Here is a 21,088-nt window from a genome sequence, read left to right on the forward strand (position 1 = left end):
TATGAATTTCCAGCCCATTCATTTATGATAACTATCATTTAAAAAAAGAAAATTTCCCAAAACGAGGTCTCGACTGCGCCTGCCTGCTCTCCGTAGGAAGGCAGGCTCGACCGGACATCGATATCACTAAAAATTTACAAAGGAATATTCCCGTGCTTCCTGTTTGGTCGCGGAACGTCTTTCGTTTCCAGCATTGCAAAGGCCTTCAGCAGCTTTCTGCGCGTTTCGCGGGGTTGGATTACCTCATCAATAAATCCGCGCTGTGCAGCTTTAAAAGGATTGGCAAATTTTTCAGCGTATTCCGCTTCTTTTTCCGAGAGTTTCAACTCAGGGTTTTCAGCAGCAGCAATTTCTTTTCTGAAAATAATCTCGCTCGCTCCCTTAGCTCCCATTACCGCGATTTCAGCAGTTGGCCAGGCATAGTTCATATCAGCGCCAATGTGTTTGCTGTTCATCACATCGTAGGCGCCACCGTAAGCTTTTCTGGTAATTACCGTAACCCGCGGCACGGTTGCTTCGCTTAAGGCATAAAGCAATTTTGCTCCGTTCAGAATAATACCGTTCCATTCCTGGTCGGTTCCCGGAAGAAAGCCCGGCACATCAACCAAAACCAAAAGGGGAATGTTGAAACAATCGCAGAAACGCGTAAACCGCGCCCCTTTTTTGGAACTGTCCACGTCCAAAACACCCGCCAAACTCATCGGTTGGTTGGCAACAATACCGATACTCCGGCCACCCAAGCGCGCAAAACCAACTATAATATTATCTGCATAATCCTTATGCACTTCGAAAAACGAATCAGCATCAATAATTCCTTTGATTACCTCGTGCATATCGTAAGGTTTGTTTGCGGAATCTGGCACGATGCTTTCCAGTTCCTCCCGAAACTCATCGGCAGCTTCAAAAGGCAGTTTTTCAGTTACGGATTTATTGTTCTGCGGAAGATAGCTGAGCAGGGTTTTTATCTGTTCCAAACACACTATATCATTCGCAGCGGTAAAATGCGTTACGCCGCTTTTGGTGGCGTGGGTACGCGCGCCGCCCAGTTCTTCGGAAGTAACGTTTTCATTGGTAACGGTTTTCACCACGTTGGGTCCCGTAACGAACATATAACTACTGTCCTGCACCATCAAAGTGAAATCGGTCATCGCAGGGGAATACACCGCGCCGCCGGCACAAGGCCCCATAATTGCCGAAATCTGCGGGATTACACCAGAAGCCTGTACGTTTCTGTAAAAGATATCGGCGTAGCCACCCAAAGATCGAACGCCCTCTTGAATCCGGGCGCCACCGGAATCGTTCAAGCCAATCACGGGCGCGCCAACGCTCACGGCGTGGTCCATTATTTTACAGATTTTCTCCGCGTGGGTTTCGGAAAGGGCGCCGCCAAAAACCGTGAAATCCTGTGCGAAAACATACACCAAACGACCGTTGATGGTGCCGTAGCCCGTAACCACCCCATCGCCGTAATACACTTCGTTTTGCATATCAAAATCGGTGGTTCTATGCGTAACGAGAATTCCCATTTCCTCAAAGGAGCCTTGGTCGAGAAGGTATTCCACGCGCTCGCGGGCGGTGAGTTTTTTCTTTTCGTGCTGTTTTGCAATGCGTTTTTCGCCCCCGCCTTTTTTGGCTTCGGAAAGGATTGCTTGCAATTTTTTATTGTTGTCGGTCATATTTGTGATAATTGAAGCCTCTGCGAACTCTGCGCCTTTGCGGTAATAAATTGCACCGCAGAGACGCAGAGGGCGCAAAGAATTTACTTCGGCATACGAAGTATTTCTGAATCTTTTAAATATTGCTTTAATGCGAAAAGGGCTGCAATTTGCGCTTCTTCCTCATTGATAGCTTTTAGTTTTTCTTCGGAATAGTATTTTTTTACAAAATTGGTGTCGAAATTTCCGCTTCGGAAAGCTTCGTGTTCAAAAACAAATTTTCCAAAGGGAAGCGTGGTGCTTACACCTTCAATATCGTATTCCGAAATGGCTTCCAGCATTCGCTGCATCGCCTCGTTTCGGGTTTTTCCGTAGATTATCAATTTTGAAAGCATGGGGTCGTATTGGATCGGCACCTGCATGCCTTCGGTAAAACCGTCGTCCACGCGGATGTTTTTTCCGCTCGGCGGACGATACACTTCCAATTTTCCAACGCTTGGCATAAAATTGTTCAGTGGATCCTCGGCATATACTCGAAGTTCAAAAGCATGGCCGGTGATTTTTACATCTTCCTGCGAAAAGGAAAGCTTCTCATTGTTGGCAACGTTTATCTGCTGTTCCACCAAATCGAGGCCGGTAATGAGTTCGGTAACAGGATGCTCCACTTGCAGACGAGTGTTCATTTCGAGGAAGTAGAAATTGTGTTTGTCGTCCAAAAGAAACTCTACCGTGCCCGCGCCCACATAATCACAGGCTTTTGCAACTTTTACAGCCGCTTCGCCCATTTGTTTGCGCAATTCCGGCGTTAAAACCGAGGAAGGCGCTTCCTCTACCACTTTTTGGTGACGACGCTGAATGCTGCATTCCCGCTCAAAAAGATGGACGGTGTTGCCAAAATTATCTGCCAAAACCTGGATTTCGATGTGGCGTGGCGAGGTGACAAATTTTTCAATAAAAACAGCCCCATCGCCGAAAGCGTTTTCGGCCTCGCTGATGGCGCGCTTCATTTGGTCCTCAAATTCTTTGGAATTTTCAACAATGCGCATGCCTTTTCCGCCACCGCCAGCGGACGCTTTTATAAGAATTGGGAAGCCAATTTCTTTTGCGATTTCCTTTGCTGCGGCAACATCGGTAATGGCCTCATCGGTGCCGGGAACCATTGGGATATCGTATTTTTTTACGGCATCCTTCGCGGCGAGCTTGCTTCCCATGATGCGGATGGCATGCGATTTTGGGCCGATGAAAATCATTCCGCTTTTTTCGACACTTTCACCGAATTCGGCATTTTCACTTAAAAATCCGTAGCCAGGATGAATGGCATCCACGTTCAATTCCTGTGCAACCTTTATAATTTTATCGCCTAAAAGATACGATTCGTTGGAAGGCGGCGGGCCTATGCAAACGGCTTCATCCGCAAACTTTACGTGGGGCGCATTTCTATCTGCTTCGGAAAACACGGCAACCGTTTTAATGCCCATGTTTCGGGCGGTTTTCATTATTCGCAATGCAATTTCGCCTCGATTGGCGACCAATATTTTCTTAATCATTTTTTTCCAATTCAATTAGCAATTTTCCTTTATCGACCGTTTCGCCTTTGGCAATGGTTACCGATTTTACAACGCCATCGCGCGGCGCCGTGAGCGTATTTTCCATCTTCATCGCTTCGAGAACGCAAAGGAAATCGCCTTGTTTAACTTCATCGCCTTCGGCCACGTTCACTTCCAAAATAATGCCCGGCATTGGGGCGTGGATTTCGTCTTCAAAAGAATCATTCCCCAAAGAAAGTCCCATCTCTTTAATGAGCTGGTCCAAAGGTGTGGCAATGGTTAGCTGGTAAGTGTTTCCGTTTACTTTTATTCGATAGTTCCTATTGACAAAATCGCTCTTCAAAAGTTCGATTGTAAAAGATTTATTGTTGTGGAGTAGGTGAACTTTCTGTCCCGAAAGTTCTGCCAGGTCAATTTGTTCAAGGTCGTTGGCATTCAATTGAAATTCATAACTGTCATCAACGCTAATGCGATAGCTCTCATCCATAAATTTGAAAATTTTGGTTAAAGATAAGGTATGTTGGAGGTTTCGGCAAAAAGGAATTGGGAATGATTTTAGAAAATTCCGTCCAACTTTTGGTATCTTTAGCTAAAATCAAGCACTATGAAAAAATACATCTTTTTAGTAACCGCCTTTGTTGTTTTCGCTTCCTGCGCCCAGCAGAAAAAGAAAGACGATGTAGCACTTAAAACCGAACCACAAACCTATAAAATAGAAGAAGCAGTGGATGGGCTGACCATTCCGTGGGGAATGACGTGGCTTCCCGACGGCAGTATGCTCATTACCGAAAAGGATGGGCGATTGATTCATTTTAAGAATGGTGAAAAAACCGAGATAGCCAATGTGCCGGCCGTTTACAATAGCGGGCAGGGCGGATTGATGGATATTGAATTGCACCCAAATTACGCCGAAAACGGATGGATTTATATGACTTATGCTTCTGAGGAAGGACCCGGAAAAGGAGGCAATACGGCGCTGATGCGGTGCAAGCTGGAAGGCAATTCACTTACGAATATTGAAACCCTATACAAAGCCGAACCCAATACTACGGCCGGACAGCACTTCGGTTCGCGCATTGAATTTGACAATGATGGGTTTGTATATTTTTCTATTGGCGAACGTGGGGAAAGGGAAGTAAATCCGCAGGACATAACCCGTGATGGCGGGAAAATTTACCGTTTGAACGATGACGGCAACATACCCACAGACAATCCATTTTACAACGAACCAAATGCCAAAAAAGCGATTTATACCTATGGAAACCGCAATCCCCAGGGAATGGCAAAGCATCCCGAAACCGGAAAAATCTGGATGCACGAGCACGGTCCAAAAGGAGGCGATGAAATAAATATCGTAAAAAAAGGCGCCAATTACGGCTGGATGGAAGTGACCTACGGGGTAAATTATAGCGGTACCAAAATTACGGATGAAAAAACAAAACCTGGAATTGAACCGCCCATTTATTATTGGGTTCCGTCTATTGCGCCCTGCGGAATGGCGTTTGTTACGAGCGATAAATACCCGCAGTGGAAAGGTAAATTATTAGTTGGTTCTCTAAAGTTTGCCTACGTGGAATTGCTCACTTTGGAAGATGAAAAAGTTACAAACCGAGAGAAAATTGCACAGGATATTGGGCGGGTACGGAATGTAAAAATGGGACCGGATGGGTTGATTTATATTGCCGTGGAAGGACAGGGAATTTTTAGATTGGTGCCTGAATAAAAAATGACCACGAATACACGAATAAAATTTAAAAAATATTCGTGTATTCGTGGCCTTTTATAATTTACTTTTTAGCTCCTTTTTTTCTTTTTCTCCAAAAATCAAAGGCGAACCAACCGATTACGGCAATCACGAAGTACATTAGATAAGAAACAGGTTTTCCGCTACCGCCCACGGTAGTGAAAAGTCTGTCCCAACGCACCTTTTTATTCACGCCATCCCAACTCATCCACACGAATACGGGCTTGCCCACCACGTGATTGAATGGTACAAAGCCCCACGTACGGGCGTCCTCACTGTTGTTTCGATTGTCGCCCATCATCCAATAATAATCCATTTTAAAAGTGTAATCCGTAAGTGGCTGGCCATTCAACAGAACCTCGGTTCCGGATTGGGTAATTTTATTGTCAATCCCTATCTCGCTTCCTTCATAAACCTCTATAATCCGTTTGTACAGGGGTAACGTTTCGGGCGTAATGGAAACGGTGACTCCTTTTTTCGGAATGTATAATGGGCCAAAGAAATCATTGTTCCAAGGATAATTTTGACTATCTGGAAATGTACCTTCATTCCATACCCCTTTTTCACTTCGGAAGCGGGAAATATTCACCACATTTGGATTGTTTTTCAGCATGTTTAATGACTCTTCCGAAATTCCTCCAAAGCGATAGGTGTTATTTCCAAATCCATAGCGGTCAGTTATATCGTAACGATTGTAAAGCATTTCAGGATTTAGCTGACTATTTACCTGCACATCGTAACTGAATTGTAGCTTCGCCCTATCGGGCAATTCATTTTGTTTTCCGTTGATAAACACATAGCCATCACGCACTTCCAAAGAATCTCCCGGAAGACCTACGCAACGCTTTACGTAATTGGACTTTTTATCGATTGGTTTGTAATAATATTTACCATCTCCAGCAGTTTGAAACGCGTTAACAGTGTCTACAGGCCAGTTAAAAACTACAATATCGTTACGTTTTATATCTTGGAATCCTGGAAATCTAAAGTATGGAATCTGTGGTTCTGATAGGTATGACTTCGTTTTAATTACGGGAATGGTATCGTGGACCATCGGAAAGGCTATGGGCGTCATTGGCGTGCGCGCTCCATAATGGAATTTGCTCACAAACAGGAAATCGCCTACCAAAAGGGTTTTTTCCAATGAAGAAGTAGGGATAGTGAACGGTTGCATAAAATAGGTATGCACGATGGTAGCAGCAACTACCGCAAAAAGTATGGAACTCACCCACTCACCCGTAGAAGTTCGCGGTTTCAGGCTTCTATCTTTTAGGTGCGTTACGTTTTGGGTGTAATTGATGTAATAAATATAAAGACCCAATGTAAGCAAGACCAGAACCGTATCGGTTGTGGAATTACGGCCGAAACTACGTATGGTTTCTACCCACACCACTGGGAACATAATCAAATTTACGATGGGTACAAAAAGCAAAATGGTCCACCACCACGGACGGTTGATAATCTTCATCAAAACCACGGCATTGTAAACCGGCACGGCTGCTTCCCAAGCTTTTCTACCTGCTATTTGGTATAACTTCCAGGTTCCGGCAAAATGGATTACCTGAACTATCAAAAAAAATATAAACCAACCTGTCCAACTCATCGTTTATTGTTTATTGTTTATTGTTATTTTTTATTAAAAGCTGTTAATTCGGGATTCGGGATTCGTTAATTTGGGATTTGGCAATCCACAATCGTCAATCGTTAATCTTCAATCCCAGCACATCCTTCATCGTAAAAATACCTTTTTTATCCTTTAAAAATTCTGCGGCCAAAATGGCTCCCAAAGCAAACCCTTCGCGGCTGTGGGCTTCGTGTTTTAGGGAAATGGCATCTATGGAAGAGTCGTAAGAAACAATATGTGTTCCCTTTACATCTTCCTCCCGTTTTGCAGTAATATTTAAGGTATTCTTTTCGGAAGTGTTTAGCTTCCAATCCTTTTTATCACTGTGTTTCAAAATTCCCTCGGCAATGGTAATGGCCGTGCCGCTGGGTGCGTCCTTCTTTTGAAGGTGATGGATTTCTTCTACGGAAACATTATAATCTTTCCACTTCGCCATCAACTTTGCGGCATAATCGTTTATGCTGAAAAAAAGGTTTACCCCCACGCTGAAGTTGGACGCATAGATAAAGCTTCCGTTACGGTTTTTACATAAGTTTACCATTTCATCATATTTATTAAGCCAGCCCGTTGTGCCCGAAATAATAGGTGTTCCGGCCTTCAATGCCTTGGAAATATTTTCAACGGCGGCTTCGGGCGAAGAAAATTCGATGGCAACCTCAGCGTCCTCAAAATTTCCTTCGGAAGATTCGCTCGTACTTTTAAAAACGATGGAATGGCCCTTTTCCAAAGCCAATTTTTCAATGGTCTTGCCCATTTTTCCGTAACCGAGTAGTGCTATTTTCATAATTGACGGGTGTTGGGTGATGGGTGTTGGGTGCTGGGTGACGGATGGCGGGTGACGGAAGTACGAGAAACGCCTACAAAAACTTGCATACATAATTGATTCATATTTCTGTGTTCTTTCATCTTTACTCTCTTTTCTCTTTTCTCTATTCTTTATTCTTTCTTTTACTTAAACCTATATGTCAACGACATTCCATACTGTGGTTTCGCATTGAATTGGTTATAATCGAAATTGGGTTGCAGTGAAAGGTCCTCGCTTACTTCATACTGTCGTAAATGCGCATCCACATTGGCATCAACTACATTCAGCAAATAAAAAGCCACCGTAACGATAATACTGATGCTTTTGTTTTTTTGGGCAGATTTTTGGGCATTTATCAATCGGTCGTCAGAAATTCCTTGAAATTCATCATCGTCATAGCCCGCAAGTCTTCGTTTGTAAGCATCTCGAAAACGATCATATTCATCATCCTGCTGCTTATAGAAGTAAACGCCAGCCGCCATTCCTGCATAGATAATGGGGATTTTCCAGTATTTTTTATTGTAAACTTGCCCCAGGCCCGGAACCACCGCGGAGTAAAATGCAGCTTTTGCAGGAGCCAAGGGATTGTATTCCTCTTTTGGCAGAATTGAATCATTCACCACAATAACCCTTTCTTCCTTTTTTACAGTTAAAGTATCAGAAGTCTGCGCAAACAGTGCTGTGGCGAAGATTAAAAAAAAAATATTTAGGAAATTATTTTTCACTTTTGATTAGCTTCAAAATACGTTCGAAGTCTTCTTTGTTCTTAAAAGGAACTACAAGCTGTCCTTTTCCCGATTTAGAAACCTTTACCTCCACCGAAGTCTCAAAAAGATCGGTCAATTCCTTCTTTGCCTTTTTGGCGAAAGGCGGCGCAGTCGCTTTTTGTGGCTTGGTTTTTTCTTCAGGATTTTTATAACCCCGTACCAAGGCCTCGGTATCGCGAACCGATAGGCTTTGGCTTAAAATTTTTTCGTATATATCTAGTTGGTCGTTTAAATCGTCAACGTTTATCAACGCTCTTCCGTGGCCCATCGTGATGAACCCGTCGCGCATCCCGGTTTGGATGATTGGGTCCAATTTCAGCAAGCGAAGATAATTGGCGATCGTGGAACGGTTCTTCCCTACCCTGTCGCTCAGCTCTTCCTGGGTAACGTTTATTTCCTCGATCAATCGTTGGTAGGAAAGTGCGATTTCAATGGGGTCCAAATCCTGCCGTTGGATGTTTTCCACCAAAGCCATTTCCAAGGATTCTTGGTCATTCGCAATACGAATATAGGCTGGAATGGTTTCCAAACCGACCAATTTTGAAGCGCGAAAACGGCGCTCGCCACTTACCAATTGATATTTGTTGAAATCCAGTTTTCGAACCGTAATTGGTTGGATAACGCCCAATTCTTTGATAGAAGAAGCCAATTCACGAAGCGATTCTTCGTTAAAACTGGTTCGCGGTTGAAATGGGTTTACTTCAATACTGCCCAATTCCAGCTCTACAATGCTGCCCACAACCTTGTCGGCATTCTTGTCTGCAACTGATTTTATATCGTTGGACGGGTCTTTCAAAAGTGCTGAAAGTCCGCGGCCCAAGGCTTGTTTTTTGGTCGCTTTCGCCATTTATTCTTTTTCGTTTTTCTGAATTAATTCGTGCGCCAGGCTTAAATAATTGTCGGCTCCTTTACTCGCTGCATCGTAACTGATGATGCTTTCACCATAACTGGGTGCTTCACTTAAACGCACATTTCGCTGAATGATTGTTTCAAAAACCATTTCGTCAAAATGCTTTTTCACCTCATCTACTACTTGGTTTGAAAGACGCAAACGCTGATCGTACATAGTCAACAACAATCCTTCAATATCAAGGTTTTCGTTATGTATTTTTTGAACGCTTTTTATGGTATTCAAAAGTTTCCCAAGCCCTTCCAAGGCGAAATATTCACACTGAATAGGAATGATAACCGAATCAGCTGCTGTTAGGGCATTCAAAGTAAGCAATCCTAACGATGGCGCGCAATCTATGAGAATATAGTCATAATCTGCCTTTAAGCCTTCTATGGCCCTTCTCAGCATATACTCGCGGTTTTCCACATCTACCAATTCAATCTCGATAGCCACCAAATCTATGTGGGAGGGTATCAAATCTAAATTAGGGGAATTTGTGGAAACAATGGCTTGCTTTGCCGTGGCACTGTGCTCAAGTAATTGGTATGTTCCAACTTCAACACTTTCCACATCAATACCTAAGCCTGAAGTGGCGTTGGCCTGCGGATCTGCATCTATGAGTAAAACCTTTTTCTCCAAAACGCCCAATGAGGCCGCTAAATTTACTGAGGTCGTGGTCTTGCCCACGCCTCCTTTTTGGTTTGCAATTGCAATTATTTTACCCATTAATTTGCTTGAAATTTTAGCAGTTAAAAGTACAATTAATTATGTGGATAGAAAATCATTTTTGTCAACAGGAAGTAAACAATGACCCTGCGGGAAAATTCCAAATTTTGAAACCCCAAATTCCAAATAAATATCAATATTTAAAAATCAAAATTCAACTGCCTTGGAATTTGGTGCTTGGGTTTTGTTATTTAGATTTTTTCTCTCGTATCATCGCCTCCAGCATATCCCACATTTGCTGTGGAACCTCTTCCAAAAGATTCATCTGTCCGGCACCTTTTAGCCATTCGCCGCCGTCAATTACCACTACTTCGCCATTTATATATGCTGAAAAATCGGAAACGAGATATGCTGCAAGATTAGCGAGTTCTTGGTGTTCGCCAACACGTTTTACGGGAACTTTTTTTGCGGGATCGAATTTTTCCTTTAAATCGCCCGGCAGCAGTCTGTCCCAAGCGCCTTTTGTGGGGAAAGGTCCCGGGGCAATTGCGTTAAAACGAATACCGTACTTTGCCCATTCCACGGCCAAAGACCGTGTCATTGCCAATACACCCGCTTTTGCTGTAGCACTCGGCACCACATACGCAGAACCGGTAAAAGCATACGTTGTAACAATATTTAAAACGGTTTTATTTGTTTCCTTTTTTTCAATCCAATGTTTTCCAAAGGCGAGGGTACAGTTTTTTGTTCCTTTTAAAACGATATCTATTATTGTGTCGAAAGCGTTTGCGGAAAGCCGTTCCGTGGGCGAGATGAAATTGCCAGCGGCATTGTTTAACAACACATCCACGGTGCCAAATTCCTTTACGGAAGCTTCCACCATTGCCTCAACTTCTTCATAATTGCGCACATCGCATTGTAGCGGTAAAACTTTTCCGCCTGTCTGTTTTTCGAGCTCCTCTTTTACAGTTTGCAATTTTTCAAGGTTTCGGGAAGTGATGACTACATTGGCACCAAGTTCCAAAAAGTAGGTTGTCATTGCTTTTCCGAGACCGCTCCCTCCGCCGGTTACTACAATTGTTTTTCCCTTTAGTGCGTCGTCGCGAAGCATTTTTGAAGTATAATCCATGGAATAATTTTATTTGTTTGTAAAGATAAGCAGTAAAGTTAGGAATGAATAATTAGTTGGAAAGAATTAACCACATTGAGCACCTCTTCATTTTCCTAAAGTTAACAAAGGCATAAAAGATGACTTTTGAAGGGTTAAAGGTTGTGAAAATTTAGATAGTTACAGTTTAGAAAAGATATATTTAAACTATGGAAAAAATATTAGTAGCAGGTGCAAACGGCACCACGGGAAAAAAGGTAATTTCAATTTTAAAGCAATCAAAAAAATATAAGCCGGTTGCGATGGTTCGGAAAGAAGAGCAGGTTTCACAATTTCAGAATGAGGGCGTGGAAACCATTTTGGCAGATCTTGAAAAGGATGTGAGCCAAACCACCAATGGTATTGATAAGGTAATTTTTGCAGCGGGTTCCGGAGGAAAAAAAGTGAAGGAAGTTGACCAAGAAGGCGCTAAAAAATTGATGGACGCTGCAAAGGAAAAAGGCGTGAAAAAGTTTGTTATGCTAAGTTCGATGGGAGCTGACAATCCCGAGGAAGCTGATGAAATACAGGAATACCTTAAGGCAAAACACAACGCCGATGAATATTTAAAACAAATTGGAATTAAGTACAGTATTGTGCGTCCCGGATCACTGAACAACGAGGATGGGAAAGGCAAAATTGAACTTGACAACAAATTGAATAAGCGCGGGGAAATTCCGCGAATGGATGTAGCCGAAACCCTTGTTGGAGCGCTGGATGATACCATCGGAAAAAACAAAACCTTTGAGATTTTAGGAGGCGAGGTTTATATTAAAGCTGCGCTGGAAAAGATTTAATAGCCGCTATTAAATATTTTAAAAAAGCACTTTTTAAAAGGTGCTTTTTTAATGAACTATTTCGATTCCCAAAGTAGTTTTTGTGCGGTACCGTGATCGCCCAGTTGGTATACACTTAAGGATTCAGCCTTAAACTGAATTGGTTTGAAAACTTGTAGTGCCAAGCTGTCTAAAAGTGTGGTTTGGGCTACTCCAAGACTAATGTGTGGATCAAAATTTTCAAAACTATGTTTATCTACAAATTCTGGAACGTAGCTTAAGGTAGATTCACTTATTGGGCTGCCGTCTGGGTTTTGGACAAATGATTTTTCGGAACCGTTTTTCACTATAAATGGTTTTACCAACTCGATTACTTTTTGGTGAAGCTGCAATAGCTGTTCATTTTTTTTAATAGCGATCATTGAAAAACTTTCCTCTTTTTCGCTGTAATAAAAAAGGCTTTCCGCTTTTAAGGAATCATTTTTTATAGTGTTGAAAAGACCTTCCAAAACCCCGTTCACTTTTGGCAAATCTTCTTCGTTTATAAAACATTGCAGCAGCGTGATGTGCGGCACATGGTTTTTATCAAGTTTTATGGTTTCGGGATTGTTTTGGTTTATTAATGAATTTAGCTGAAGCGATTGTGCGTACATTTCTTCCGAAGGGATTAAAAGCACATCGATTGCGATTATGTTTTGCTTTTTTGGCGCACACGAGAAAAATGTGAAAACAAAAAACAGGAAAGAAAGAAGCATATTATTTTTCATAAAGTAAATTAAAATTTTAAAAACCACCGCATCAACTTCAATCGAAACGGTGTGTGTGGATAGTAACGAATTGAAGGATCCAGCCAAGTGGGTTTGTCCATCACGCTTTTATAATGGGTAAAGGCTTTGAAACCGGCTTCTCCATGATAGTTGCCGATACCGCTTTGGCCCACGCCGCCAAAAGGCAGGTTTGAATTGCTAATGTGCATCACGGTTTCATTGATTGCACCACCGCCAAAGGAAATCTCTTTTAAAATTTTCTTCTTTATGGAACTACTCTTTGTGAAGAGATAACAAGACAACGGTTTGGGAAGACTATTCACTTTAGCAATAGCCTCTTCAATAGTTTCATAAGTGAGTACAGGCAGGATGGGGCCAAAAATTTCCTCTTTCATTACCGCATCATCCATAGTTACATTTTGCATTATGGTGGGCTGAATGTAACGGGTTTCTTTGTGGGTTTGGCCGCCATAATATATTTTTTCAGGAACCAACATCTTTGTGAGGCGCTCAAAATTATCATCATTAATTATTTGAAGATAATTATCGTTTTCAAAAGCAAAGTGCTGGCTTATTATTTCCTCTTTAGCCCGTTCGAGAAATTTTTGTTCGATGCTTTTGTGGACGAGGACATAGTCCGGAGCAATACAGGTCTGGCCTGCATTTAAAAATTTCCCCCAAACCAGTCGTCTTACCGAAACTTTTAGGTTGCAGTTTTCAGTAACTATTGCGGGACTTTTACCACCTAACTCTAAAGTTACGGGCGTAAGGTTTTCTGCGGCGGCCTTGTAAACGATCTTGCCAACTTTGGTGCTGCCGGTAAAAAATATTTTATCAAATTTTTGTTTTAACAACTCTTGGATCTCTTCTACCCCGCCCTCAACTACGGTAAAATATGCTGGGTCGAAATTTTCCTTTACAATTTTTGCCATAGCGGCGGCAGTGTTTGAGGGGAGTTCGCTGGGTTTTAATATTACGGTGTTTCCAGCGGCGATTGCTGCAATAACCGGAGCGAAGGAAAGTTGGTAGGGATAGTTCCACGCGCCAATAACCAAACAGACGCCCAAAGGCTCCGGAATTATATAACTGGAAGCAGGAAAATTGAGGATGCTTATGGAAACGGGTTTTGTGCGTGCCCACTTGAAAATATTACTGCGGGCTTCTTTAATGTCTTTATAAAGCAGTGAAAGTTCAGTAGTGTAATTGTCAAACTCAGATTTTTTAAAGTCTCTATAAATGGCTTCGTGAAGTAGGGATTCGTTTTTCTCCAAAGCCTGCTGAAGAATTTTTAATTGTTTTCTTCTAAAGTGAAGATTTTTGGTGGCGTGGGTGTTGAAGAAGTTGCGCTGTGCCGTGATAATTTCTTTCATAGAATCAATTTTCACTAAAAATACTTTTAATGAAATTGATTGAAGTTAAAAAAAGTAGAAAAATTATTACTTCTCCCTATTCAAAATCTTGTATTCCTCATAACAGCCGCTGATGGCATCGAGAATCTGCAGATCGTTTGCCGTGCGGATAAAATCTTTGGAATAGCTGCATTTGTTGAGAATTTCATCTATATCCACACGTTCCAATTGTAGAACAGCCATAAGCGTTTCACGGTCGAATTTACTTTGCAAAAGGTTCCGGATTTCGTCATCTTCCTTCATTTGGCGAAGTTTGCGCATCTGTTTCGGTCGTTTTCCGAAGACGTTATATAGAAAATCGGCAGGATTGAAAATAGAACTTAACACCTTACTTACCGCACCCGGCTGGTTGCTTCCACCTTCGTAACCTGTATTTAGACCTGAAATTCGGTAGCGGTAATTATCGTAAATGGGGATTAGTTTTGCGTCAATCTCAACATAACCCGTAAGCTGTACGGGCTTAACCACCACTTCCTCCAGGGCGATGCCCAGCTCGGTCATTTTTACTTTTATATCGCCAAACCTAAGCCAGTCATTGGTTACCCGAACCCGCAAGGATTTAAACCCCAGATAGGAAAAATATAGCGTGTCATTAACGGCAGCCCTTATGGCAAACTCTCCTTTTTCGTTAGTAGTGGCACCTATAACCTGGTTAAGGTTCACGATGTTTACGTTTTCCAAAAGATTATCGTTGGCATCGTTCATCACGGTACCTTTGATTATCGTATTTTCCTGGGCAAAGGAAATTGCGGCACCAAAAAGAAGTGCAAAAAGTAGGATGTGTTTTTTCATATTGTGAATTAATATACGGAAAAATTTCACTGGGAGGAAACGTTCCGCTCTTTTTCAATTTTAGATTTCAAATTTCCCTTAACGCCGCCAAACCATTCGTCTTTTAAAATACTCAAAACAATACTATCCCTTCTGCCATTTGGGGCAGCGCAATTGTTTCGCAAGATTCCTTCCACGGTACAGCCGATGCTTTTCATTGCCGCAATGCTGCGCTCGTTTTTAGCATCTGCACGAAATTCCACACGGTCCAATTCCAAGGTTTCAAAAGCGAACAACAGCATGAGCATTTTACATTGCTTGTTGATTCCCGTGCCCTGAAATTCCTTGCCGTACCAAGTATAACCCAATTGAACGGTATTGTGGTTTTTTTGGAAATCATAAAAGCGGGTGCTGCCTGCAATTTGCTGGGTGCGCTTGTCGAAAACAAGAAAGGGATAGGCGGTTTCTTGCTTTCTGCCAAAAATGGCGGCATCAATATAAGTTTTTAAATTTTCCAGACCATTGGCTGGTTGTAGGGAGTAGTTCCAAATTTCGGGTTCCTGCTCGGAAAAGGGAAGCAGTAAATCCAAGTCTTTATGGTGCAGCGGCCTGAGCCGTACACGGTCGTTTTCCAGTATGTATTCCTGCAGAAAGTTGAAGGTTTGCATAAACTTTAAAAAAACGGGCCTCGATTAAAGGCCCGTAAATATACTTATATAGACGTTAAAGTGGTGCTAAAGTTTAATTATTCAGAATTATCCTTTTCTTCGGCGTCTTCCGCCTGTGCCTTTTGCGTCTGGACGAGGCGCACCCCTTCGGCTTTTACCTTTGAATTTTGGCTTGTCGCCGCCACCTTCAAAACCGCCACTGCGCTTTTTGAATCCTCCTTTTCTTCCGCCGCCATCGCCACGGTCGTTTCTGTCGCCTCTTCTTTTGCCGCGATCACGACCACCGCCACCGCTTCTGCCTTTGCTGCGACCGGTATCTTTGGAAATTTCAATATTTATCTGGCGGCCATCAAGTTTGAAATCATTGAAAATGCCCATTACTAATTCCTGGTGCGTGGTATCGGTGTTGAAAAAAGAGAAACTGTCCTTTACGTCAACTTTATAAACATCGTCTTTGCCCAATTGAAGCAAATCGCGGAGGAAATCCTTTAGGCTCATCCAATCGAAATCGTCTTTTGAACCTATGTTGATGAAATAGCGGGTACTGTCCTTTGCATCTTCATCAGAAAAATTGCGTTCCCCAGAAATATTGAGGTCTTTGCTGTTTTTGTAATAATTCAAGAAACGTGTAAACTCTACGGAAAACACCTTTTTGATGAGTTCTTCCTTTGAAAAATCTGCCAATACCTCGTTTATATTTGGAAGATAGGCGTTGATTTCAGGGTTTATTTTCGCGTCCTTTATACTGTTTGCCAAGTGGAACATTTGTACTTCACAGATTTCCATTCCCGAAGGTATTTCTTTGGCAATGAATTTCTTTTGGATCATTTTTTCAATCGTGTGAATTTTTCGCACTTCACTTTTTGAAACGATCACCATGGAAATACCCGTCTTTCCAGCGCGTCCGGTACGGCCACTACGGTGGGTATAGGTTTCTATTTCGTCTGGCAGTTGATAATTTATTACGTGGGTAATATCGTCCACGTCAATGCCCCGGGCGGCAACATCGGTTGCTACCAGCATTTGTATTTGGCGATTTCGGAACGACTTCATTACCGTATCGCGTTGGCTCTGGCTCAAATCGCCGTGAATGGCCGCGGCGTTGTAACCGTCTTCAATAAGCTGTTCGGCAACTTTTTGGGTGTCGCGTTTTGTTCTACAGAAAATCACGGAAAAGATTTCCGGATTTGCATCTGCCAAACGCTTCAAGGCATTGTAGCGGTCGCGGGCGTTTACCAGATAATATTCGTGCGAAACTTGGTCTGAACCAACGTTTTTGGTACCCACGGTAATTTCCACGGGCGTGTGCATAAATTTCTTTGCGATCGTGGAAACCTCCTTCGGCATGGTCGCGCTGAAAAGCCAAGTGCTTTTTTCCTTTGGCGAGTGCGAAAGTATTTCGGTAATGTCCTCGTAAAAGCCCATATTGAGCATTTCGTCGGCTTCATCGAGCACGCAGTATTCTATTTTTGAAATATCAATCAGGCCACGACCTATCATATCTTTCATTCGGCCCGGGGTTGCCACGATAATCTGAGAACCCTTTTTAATTTGGCGCGCCTGATCGGTAATGCTTGCCCCACCATAAACGGCGGTAACGTTAAGGCCCGGCATATACTTGCCGTAGGCAATCATTTCATTTGTAATCTGAAGGCACAGTTCGCGGGTGGGCGAAAGGATAAGGCCTTGGGTAGTGCGACTGTTTACGTCAATTTTTTGCAACATGGGGAAACCAAAGGCTGCGGTTTTACCGGTTCCTGTCTGGGCCAGGGAAACCATGTCGGTTTCGCGGTCCAAAAGGATTGGGATTGCTTTTTCTTGTACTTCCGAAGGGGTTTCAAAACCCATGTCGGCGATGGCTTTTAGAAGATTTTCTTCCAAGCCGAGTGCTTTAAATGCTGTCATTTTATGTATTAAAATTTTTATATGTGTGCTAATGGGAAGCTACTGGACATATAAAAAACGGACAGCTTCACTATAACACTCCTCACCCTGAGGATTTTTCCTGAAAACCAAAAGCTTCTGGCGATTGATTTTTTTCAAGGGCGCAAAAGTAGTGTTTTATTTATGATATACGATGTACGATTGTAGATTTTTTTTGACGGATGTTGGAAGACCGAAGACGGATGAAGGAAACAAGCGTTAAGCGTTAGGCGTTAATTGTTAATCGTAAATCGATAATCATTCCGAAAGATAATCAATCAACTGCCGCATCGCCTTTCCGCGATGGCCTATTTCACTTTTTTGGGTGAGGGTCATCTCTGCAAAGGTTTTATCGTATCCTTTGGGCTGAAAGATTGGGTCGTAACCAAAGCCTGAATCGCCACGGGGCTCTTTGATTATTACGCCCTCACAGATACCGAGAAACATAATTTCTTCGTGTTCCATATTCAAGGCAATTGCGGTTTTGAATCTTGCCGAACGATCTTCCTTTCCTTCCAAATTTTTCAGCAATTTTTTAATATTCGCAGTTGAATCGTGCGAAACTCCCGCATAACGGGCGCTGTAAACTCCGGGTTCGTTATTTAGGGCTTTTACTTCCAGCCCTGTATCATCCGCAAAGCAGTTTAAATTGTATTTATTGCGAACGTAATTCGCCTTTAAAATTGCGTTGCCCTCAATGGTGTCTGCCGTTTCGGCAATGTCTTCATCGCAACCAATATCGTTTAAACTGAGCAATTCAATATGGTGCGGAAGCATGGCTTTTACTTCGGTGAATTTGTTTTGGTTATGGGTGGCGAAGACGAGTTTCATTTTAGATGTGAGATTTTAGACGTGAGACGTGAGATGAAATATCTTGAATTTTGAATATTTCATTTTAAATTTTTATTTGTTATTTGGGGCTTGTGATTTGGGATTTTCAAGGTAATATCTTTCAATTATTTCTTCCGAAGCCTTGATGGTCTTTTTCATCCACTCCATTTCAATCTCCAGTTTTTCTGCTTCGGAAAGTTGCCAGTTTACTTTGCTCTGCTTCATTTTTGAAACCACGCTTTGCAAAATAATCGCTGCGGAAACCGAGATGTTCAAACTCTCAGTAAACCCGTACATCGGGATTTTTAAAAACCCATCGGCGGCGTTCATTACCGTATCGCTGAGGCCGTCGCTCTCCTTTCCGAAGAAAAAAGCGCTCTTTTTTGAAACGTCAAATTCGTGCAACAAAGTCGAATCATCGTGCGGTGTGGTGGCAATAATTTGATAGCCCGATTTTTTTAAATTTTTGATGCAATCGGTTATGGAATGGTACCGCTTCAGACTTACCCATTTCTGCGCGCCCATGGCAATTTCCTTATCCACGCGTTTTCCGAGGCGTTCTTCCACGACGTGCAAATCCTGAATGCCAAAAACATCGCAGGTACGCATAACCGCGCTGGTGTTGTGGAGTTGGTACACGTCTTCGGTTGCCACGGTGAAATGACGGGTTCGTCCCGACAGCACTTTTTTGAACAAGGCTGTTCTACGTTCGGTAAGATAGGTTTGTAAATATTGAAACAATGCTAAGTCCAAAGTGGAAAAGATTTTTGGTTGAATAAATATCAATTTTCGATTTCGCTAAGATAAAAGTTATTGGTTTAATAGTTTCTTTCTAAAAACCGCAATTTTAAATAACTTAGTAATTCAATAATCAATTATGAAAATAGCAGTATTGACAGGCGCCGGTGTGAGCGCAGAAAGTGGCATAAAAACCTTTAGGGACAGTGATGGGCTCTGGGAAGGTCACGATGTTATGGAAGTAGCCTCACCCGAAGGTTTTGAGAGAAACCCGGAAGTGGTACTCGATTTTTACAACCAGCGCCGAAGACAGCTTTTAACCGTGCAACCGAACGCAGCGCACAGAGCCTTGGCAGCACTTGAGAAAATGCACGAGGTAACTATCATCACCCAAAATGTGGACGATCTGCACGAACGGGCGGGCAGCACTAATGTAATACATCTTCACGGCGAACTTTTAAAAGTGCGTTCCACTTTTGATGAAGATTTAATTTTAGATTGGAAAGAGGACTTGAACTTGGGAGATTTCTGTGAAAACAATCACCAACTGCGCCCCCACATTGTCTGGTTTGGCGAAATGGTGCCGATGATTGAGGTTGCGGCCGATGTTGTAGCGCGAGCCGATGCGGTTATTATTGTGGGAACTTCGATGCAAGTGTATCCCGCCGCAGGGTTGGTGCAGTATGCCAAACCGGATGCGCATATTTATTTTGTCGATCCCAAACCTTCCATTTCAGAGAGCAAAAGAATTACAGTTTTTGCTGAAAAAGCTTCTATTGGCGTTCCAAAAGTTGTTGAACTTCTAAAATAAAAATTATGTTGCCTGAAGATTTAAAACAAAAATTGATGGAGGTTGACAGCAGTCGAAATAAAAGGCAGGAGATTGCCTTTTGGATTACCAAAAAACCCCATTATGTTCGGGAAACACTGCAATGGTGCTTTACTGAGGAAAGTGAACTTTTGGTCCAATCTGCTTGGGTGTTGGAGATTATTTGTGAACACAAAGCAAAAAACTTCTTTAAATACATGCACCTGTTTTTTGAAAAACTGCCCACAATTAAGAATGATTCGGCACTGCGCTCCTGCGCAAAAATTTGCGAAATGCTTTGCCATTATCATTTTATGAAAGGCTTCGGGATATTTTATGAGGTTTTAAACAAAAATGAAAGAAAAATTATAACAGAGTGCTGCTTTGATTGGCTCATTACAGATCAGAAAGTAGCCTGCCAGGCTCCCGCTATGCAATGCCTCTATTATTTGGGATGGGATAATGACAAAAAATGGGTTTATCCTGAGTTAAAAAATATTCTCATAGAAAATGCGCCGCACAAAAGCGCGGGCTATCAGGCACGGGCCAGAAAGATTTTGAAACGTATTTCTTAATTTTTTTTTAAAGATTGTTAAAATGTTTTGGGACAGACCAAAAAGAGTGAATATTTTTTTAGTTTTATGCAACTTTAAAATCAAAACCAAATGAATTATAAATTTCTACTTATTCCTTTTTTCTCTTTAATTATGGCGGTTTCCTGTAAAGACGCAAACAAGGAAGTTATTGAACCCACAGTACCTACCGAAACAAAGGCAACCATAGAATACAATGAAAACCGTTTGGATACTGTTTCCAAACAAACCGATGAAAGTGATACCTTTAGAGGTGGGGGCACCGATCCTTTTTGGAGCGTTCAATTTTCTAAAGGAAAAATTCATTTTAAAGCGCCCGGAGCGTCCTTAAAATCTTTTGTTGCCCCAATTCCGGAGCCGGAAATTTCGGGGAATTCCAAAAAATATGTAGCACAATCGCATAGGGTCCTTATGGAGGTTTTAATAACCGAGGAGGAATGTATAGATACCAAAAATTCAAAAAATAGCTCACACAAGGTAAAGGTTTCAATTAAACCTAAATCTGAGAAAGATTTCAACGTTTATGAAGGATGTGGTTCATAGTTTCATAATTTTTCAGGAAAAGCTTAAAGTGAAATGGAACCAAAAGATTTTACGAATATTGAGGAATACATTGGCCTCTTTCCCGAAAGTACCCAAACGAAGCTTTTTGAACTAAACTCCTTTATTAAAAAAATAGTTCCTTCGGCCGAAGAAACCATCAGTTATGGGATGCCCGCATTCAAACTCCACGGAAAGTCTTTGGTATATTTTGCGGGCTATAAAAACCATATCGGATTTTACGCGCTTCCTTCGGGGAATGAAGCTTTTCAAAAAGAACTTTCAAACTATAAAACCGGCAAGGGTTCTATACAGTTTCCCCTTACGGAGGAATTACCGTGGCAATTGATTGAAAAGATTGTAAAATATAGAAAAACCGAAGTGGAATCCAATAAAAAATCGGCATAGAACCGTAAG

Annotated in this window: 22 protein-coding genes; 6 read left to right on the forward strand and 16 right to left on the reverse strand. The window is 42.1% G+C overall.

Translation table 11 applies throughout. From position 1 onward, the window contains the following. Positions 1–134 precede the first annotated feature (134 nt). The 3 genes from LS48_RS02160 to LS48_RS02170 form a co-directional block, all read right to left on the reverse strand. Positions 135–1,676: an acyl-CoA carboxylase subunit beta gene (locus LS48_RS02160; protein WP_062619498.1), complete on the reverse strand. Its 1,542-nt coding sequence runs from the start codon at positions 1,674–1,676 to the stop codon at positions 135–137. Positions 1,677–1,759: 83 nt separating this feature from the next. Beyond that, positions 1,760–3,199 carry an acetyl-CoA carboxylase biotin carboxylase subunit gene (gene accC / locus LS48_RS02165; protein WP_062619778.1) on the reverse strand — a complete coding sequence of 480 codons (1,440 nt, stop codon included), beginning with the start codon at positions 3,197–3,199 and terminating at the stop codon, positions 1,760–1,762. Continuing rightward, positions 3,195–3,689 (reverse strand): acyl-CoA carboxylase biotin carboxyl carrier protein subunit, encoded by a 495-nt coding sequence (locus LS48_RS02170; protein ID WP_062619500.1) that lies wholly within the window; start codon positions 3,687–3,689, stop codon positions 3,195–3,197. Before LS48_RS02170 ends, accC begins: the two co-directional genes overlap by 5 nt. A gap of 117 nt (positions 3,690–3,806) precedes the next feature. Here LS48_RS02170 and LS48_RS02175 point away from each other — a divergent pair, with 117 nt between their 5' ends. Next, complete coding sequence (locus LS48_RS02175; RefSeq protein WP_062619503.1) at positions 3,807–4,925, forward strand: PQQ-dependent sugar dehydrogenase; 1,119 nt, start codon at positions 3,807–3,809, stop codon at positions 4,923–4,925. Between the two features lie 64 nt (positions 4,926–4,989). Here the strand turns inward: LS48_RS02175 and lepB are convergent, their stop codons facing one another. From lepB to LS48_RS02205, 6 genes are all read right to left on the reverse strand, one after another. Next, positions 4,990–6,549: a signal peptidase I gene (gene lepB, locus LS48_RS02180; RefSeq protein ID WP_062619505.1), complete on the reverse strand. Its 1,560-nt coding sequence runs from the start codon at positions 6,547–6,549 to the stop codon at positions 4,990–4,992. Positions 6,550–6,643: 94 nt separating this feature from the next. Then, positions 6,644–7,354: a 4-hydroxy-tetrahydrodipicolinate reductase gene (gene dapB / locus LS48_RS02185; protein WP_062619507.1), complete on the reverse strand. Its 711-nt coding sequence runs from the start codon at positions 7,352–7,354 to the stop codon at positions 6,644–6,646. Between the two features lie 164 nt (positions 7,355–7,518). Next, positions 7,519–8,100: a DUF5683 domain-containing protein gene (locus LS48_RS02190; RefSeq protein ID WP_045080081.1), complete on the reverse strand. Its 582-nt coding sequence runs from the start codon at positions 8,098–8,100 to the stop codon at positions 7,519–7,521. After that, positions 8,090–8,989, reverse strand: coding sequence for a ParB/RepB/Spo0J family partition protein (locus LS48_RS02195; protein ID WP_062619509.1), 900 nt, complete (start codon positions 8,987–8,989; stop codon positions 8,090–8,092). The genes LS48_RS02190 and LS48_RS02195 overlap by 11 nt, the downstream gene beginning before the upstream one ends. Beyond that, complete coding sequence (locus LS48_RS02200; RefSeq protein WP_062619510.1) at positions 8,990–9,760, reverse strand: ParA family protein; 771 nt, start codon at positions 9,758–9,760, stop codon at positions 8,990–8,992. Positions 9,761–9,947: 187 nt separating this feature from the next. Continuing rightward, positions 9,948–10,829 (reverse strand): SDR family oxidoreductase, encoded by an 882-nt coding sequence (locus tag LS48_RS02205; protein WP_062619513.1) that lies wholly within the window; start codon positions 10,827–10,829, stop codon positions 9,948–9,950. Positions 10,830–11,017: 188 nt separating this feature from the next. On the opposite strand from LS48_RS02205, the gene LS48_RS02210 reads away from it, so the two are divergent. Beyond that, on the forward strand, positions 11,018–11,644 hold the full coding sequence (locus LS48_RS02210) for an SDR family oxidoreductase (RefSeq protein ID WP_062619515.1): 627 nt from the start codon (positions 11,018–11,020) through the stop codon (positions 11,642–11,644). A gap of 56 nt (positions 11,645–11,700) precedes the next feature. Here LS48_RS02210 and LS48_RS02215 read toward each other — a convergent pair whose 3' ends face one another. The 7 genes from LS48_RS02215 to LS48_RS02245 all read right to left on the reverse strand — a co-directional run bounded on the left by LS48_RS02215 (position 11,701) and on the right by LS48_RS02245 (position 18,745). Beyond that, complete coding sequence (locus tag LS48_RS02215; protein WP_062619517.1) at positions 11,701–12,390, reverse strand: 2'-5' RNA ligase family protein; 690 nt, start codon at positions 12,388–12,390, stop codon at positions 11,701–11,703. A gap of 8 nt (positions 12,391–12,398) precedes the next feature. Continuing rightward, complete coding sequence (locus LS48_RS02220) at positions 12,399–13,760, reverse strand: aldehyde dehydrogenase (protein ID WP_062619520.1); 1,362 nt, start codon at positions 13,758–13,760, stop codon at positions 12,399–12,401. 66 nt (positions 13,761–13,826) lie between these two features. After that, the gene (locus LS48_RS02225) at positions 13,827–14,591 is read right to left on the reverse strand and encodes a carboxypeptidase-like regulatory domain-containing protein (RefSeq protein ID WP_062619522.1); all 765 of its coding nucleotides are present in this window, start codon (positions 14,589–14,591) and stop codon (positions 13,827–13,829) included. 26 nt (positions 14,592–14,617) lie between these two features. After that, positions 14,618–15,238, reverse strand: a complete 621-nt coding sequence (locus LS48_RS02230; protein ID WP_062619524.1) for a GNAT family N-acetyltransferase — start codon at positions 15,236–15,238, stop codon at positions 14,618–14,620. A gap of 87 nt (positions 15,239–15,325) precedes the next feature. Continuing rightward, entirely contained in the window at positions 15,326–17,143 is a 1,818-nt protein-coding gene (locus LS48_RS02235) for a DEAD/DEAH box helicase (RefSeq protein WP_062619526.1), read from the reverse strand. A 276-nt stretch (positions 17,144–17,419) separates the two neighbouring features. Beyond that, a complete protein-coding gene (locus LS48_RS02240) occupies positions 17,420–17,992 on the reverse strand; it encodes a non-canonical purine NTP diphosphatase (RefSeq protein ID WP_062619529.1) in 573 nt (190 codons plus the stop codon). 72 nt (positions 17,993–18,064) lie between these two features. After that, complete coding sequence (locus LS48_RS02245) at positions 18,065–18,745, reverse strand: TrmH family RNA methyltransferase (protein WP_062619781.1); 681 nt, start codon at positions 18,743–18,745, stop codon at positions 18,065–18,067. Between the two features lie 121 nt (positions 18,746–18,866). Here LS48_RS02245 and LS48_RS02250 point away from each other — a divergent pair, with 121 nt between their 5' ends. From LS48_RS02250 to LS48_RS02265, 4 genes are all read left to right on the forward strand, one after another. Next, positions 18,867–19,541, forward strand: a complete 675-nt coding sequence (locus LS48_RS02250) for an SIR2 family NAD-dependent protein deacylase (protein WP_117590206.1) — start codon at positions 18,867–18,869, stop codon at positions 19,539–19,541. Positions 19,542–19,546: 5 nt separating this feature from the next. Next, positions 19,547–20,113 (forward strand): hypothetical protein, encoded by a 567-nt coding sequence (locus LS48_RS02255; protein ID WP_062619533.1) that lies wholly within the window; start codon positions 19,547–19,549, stop codon positions 20,111–20,113. A gap of 90 nt (positions 20,114–20,203) precedes the next feature. Further along, positions 20,204–20,674: a hypothetical protein gene (locus LS48_RS02260; protein WP_062619534.1), complete on the forward strand. Its 471-nt coding sequence runs from the start codon at positions 20,204–20,206 to the stop codon at positions 20,672–20,674. Positions 20,675–20,707: 33 nt separating this feature from the next. Continuing rightward, positions 20,708–21,079, forward strand: a complete 372-nt coding sequence (locus LS48_RS02265) for an iron chaperone (protein WP_062619535.1) — start codon at positions 20,708–20,710, stop codon at positions 21,077–21,079. Positions 21,080–21,088 lie beyond the last annotated feature (9 nt).

Origin of the sequence: Aequorivita aquimaris, assembly GCF_001573155.1 — a bacterium.
Taxonomy (GTDB): Bacteria; Bacteroidota; Bacteroidia; order Flavobacteriales; family Flavobacteriaceae; genus Aequorivita; species Aequorivita aquimaris.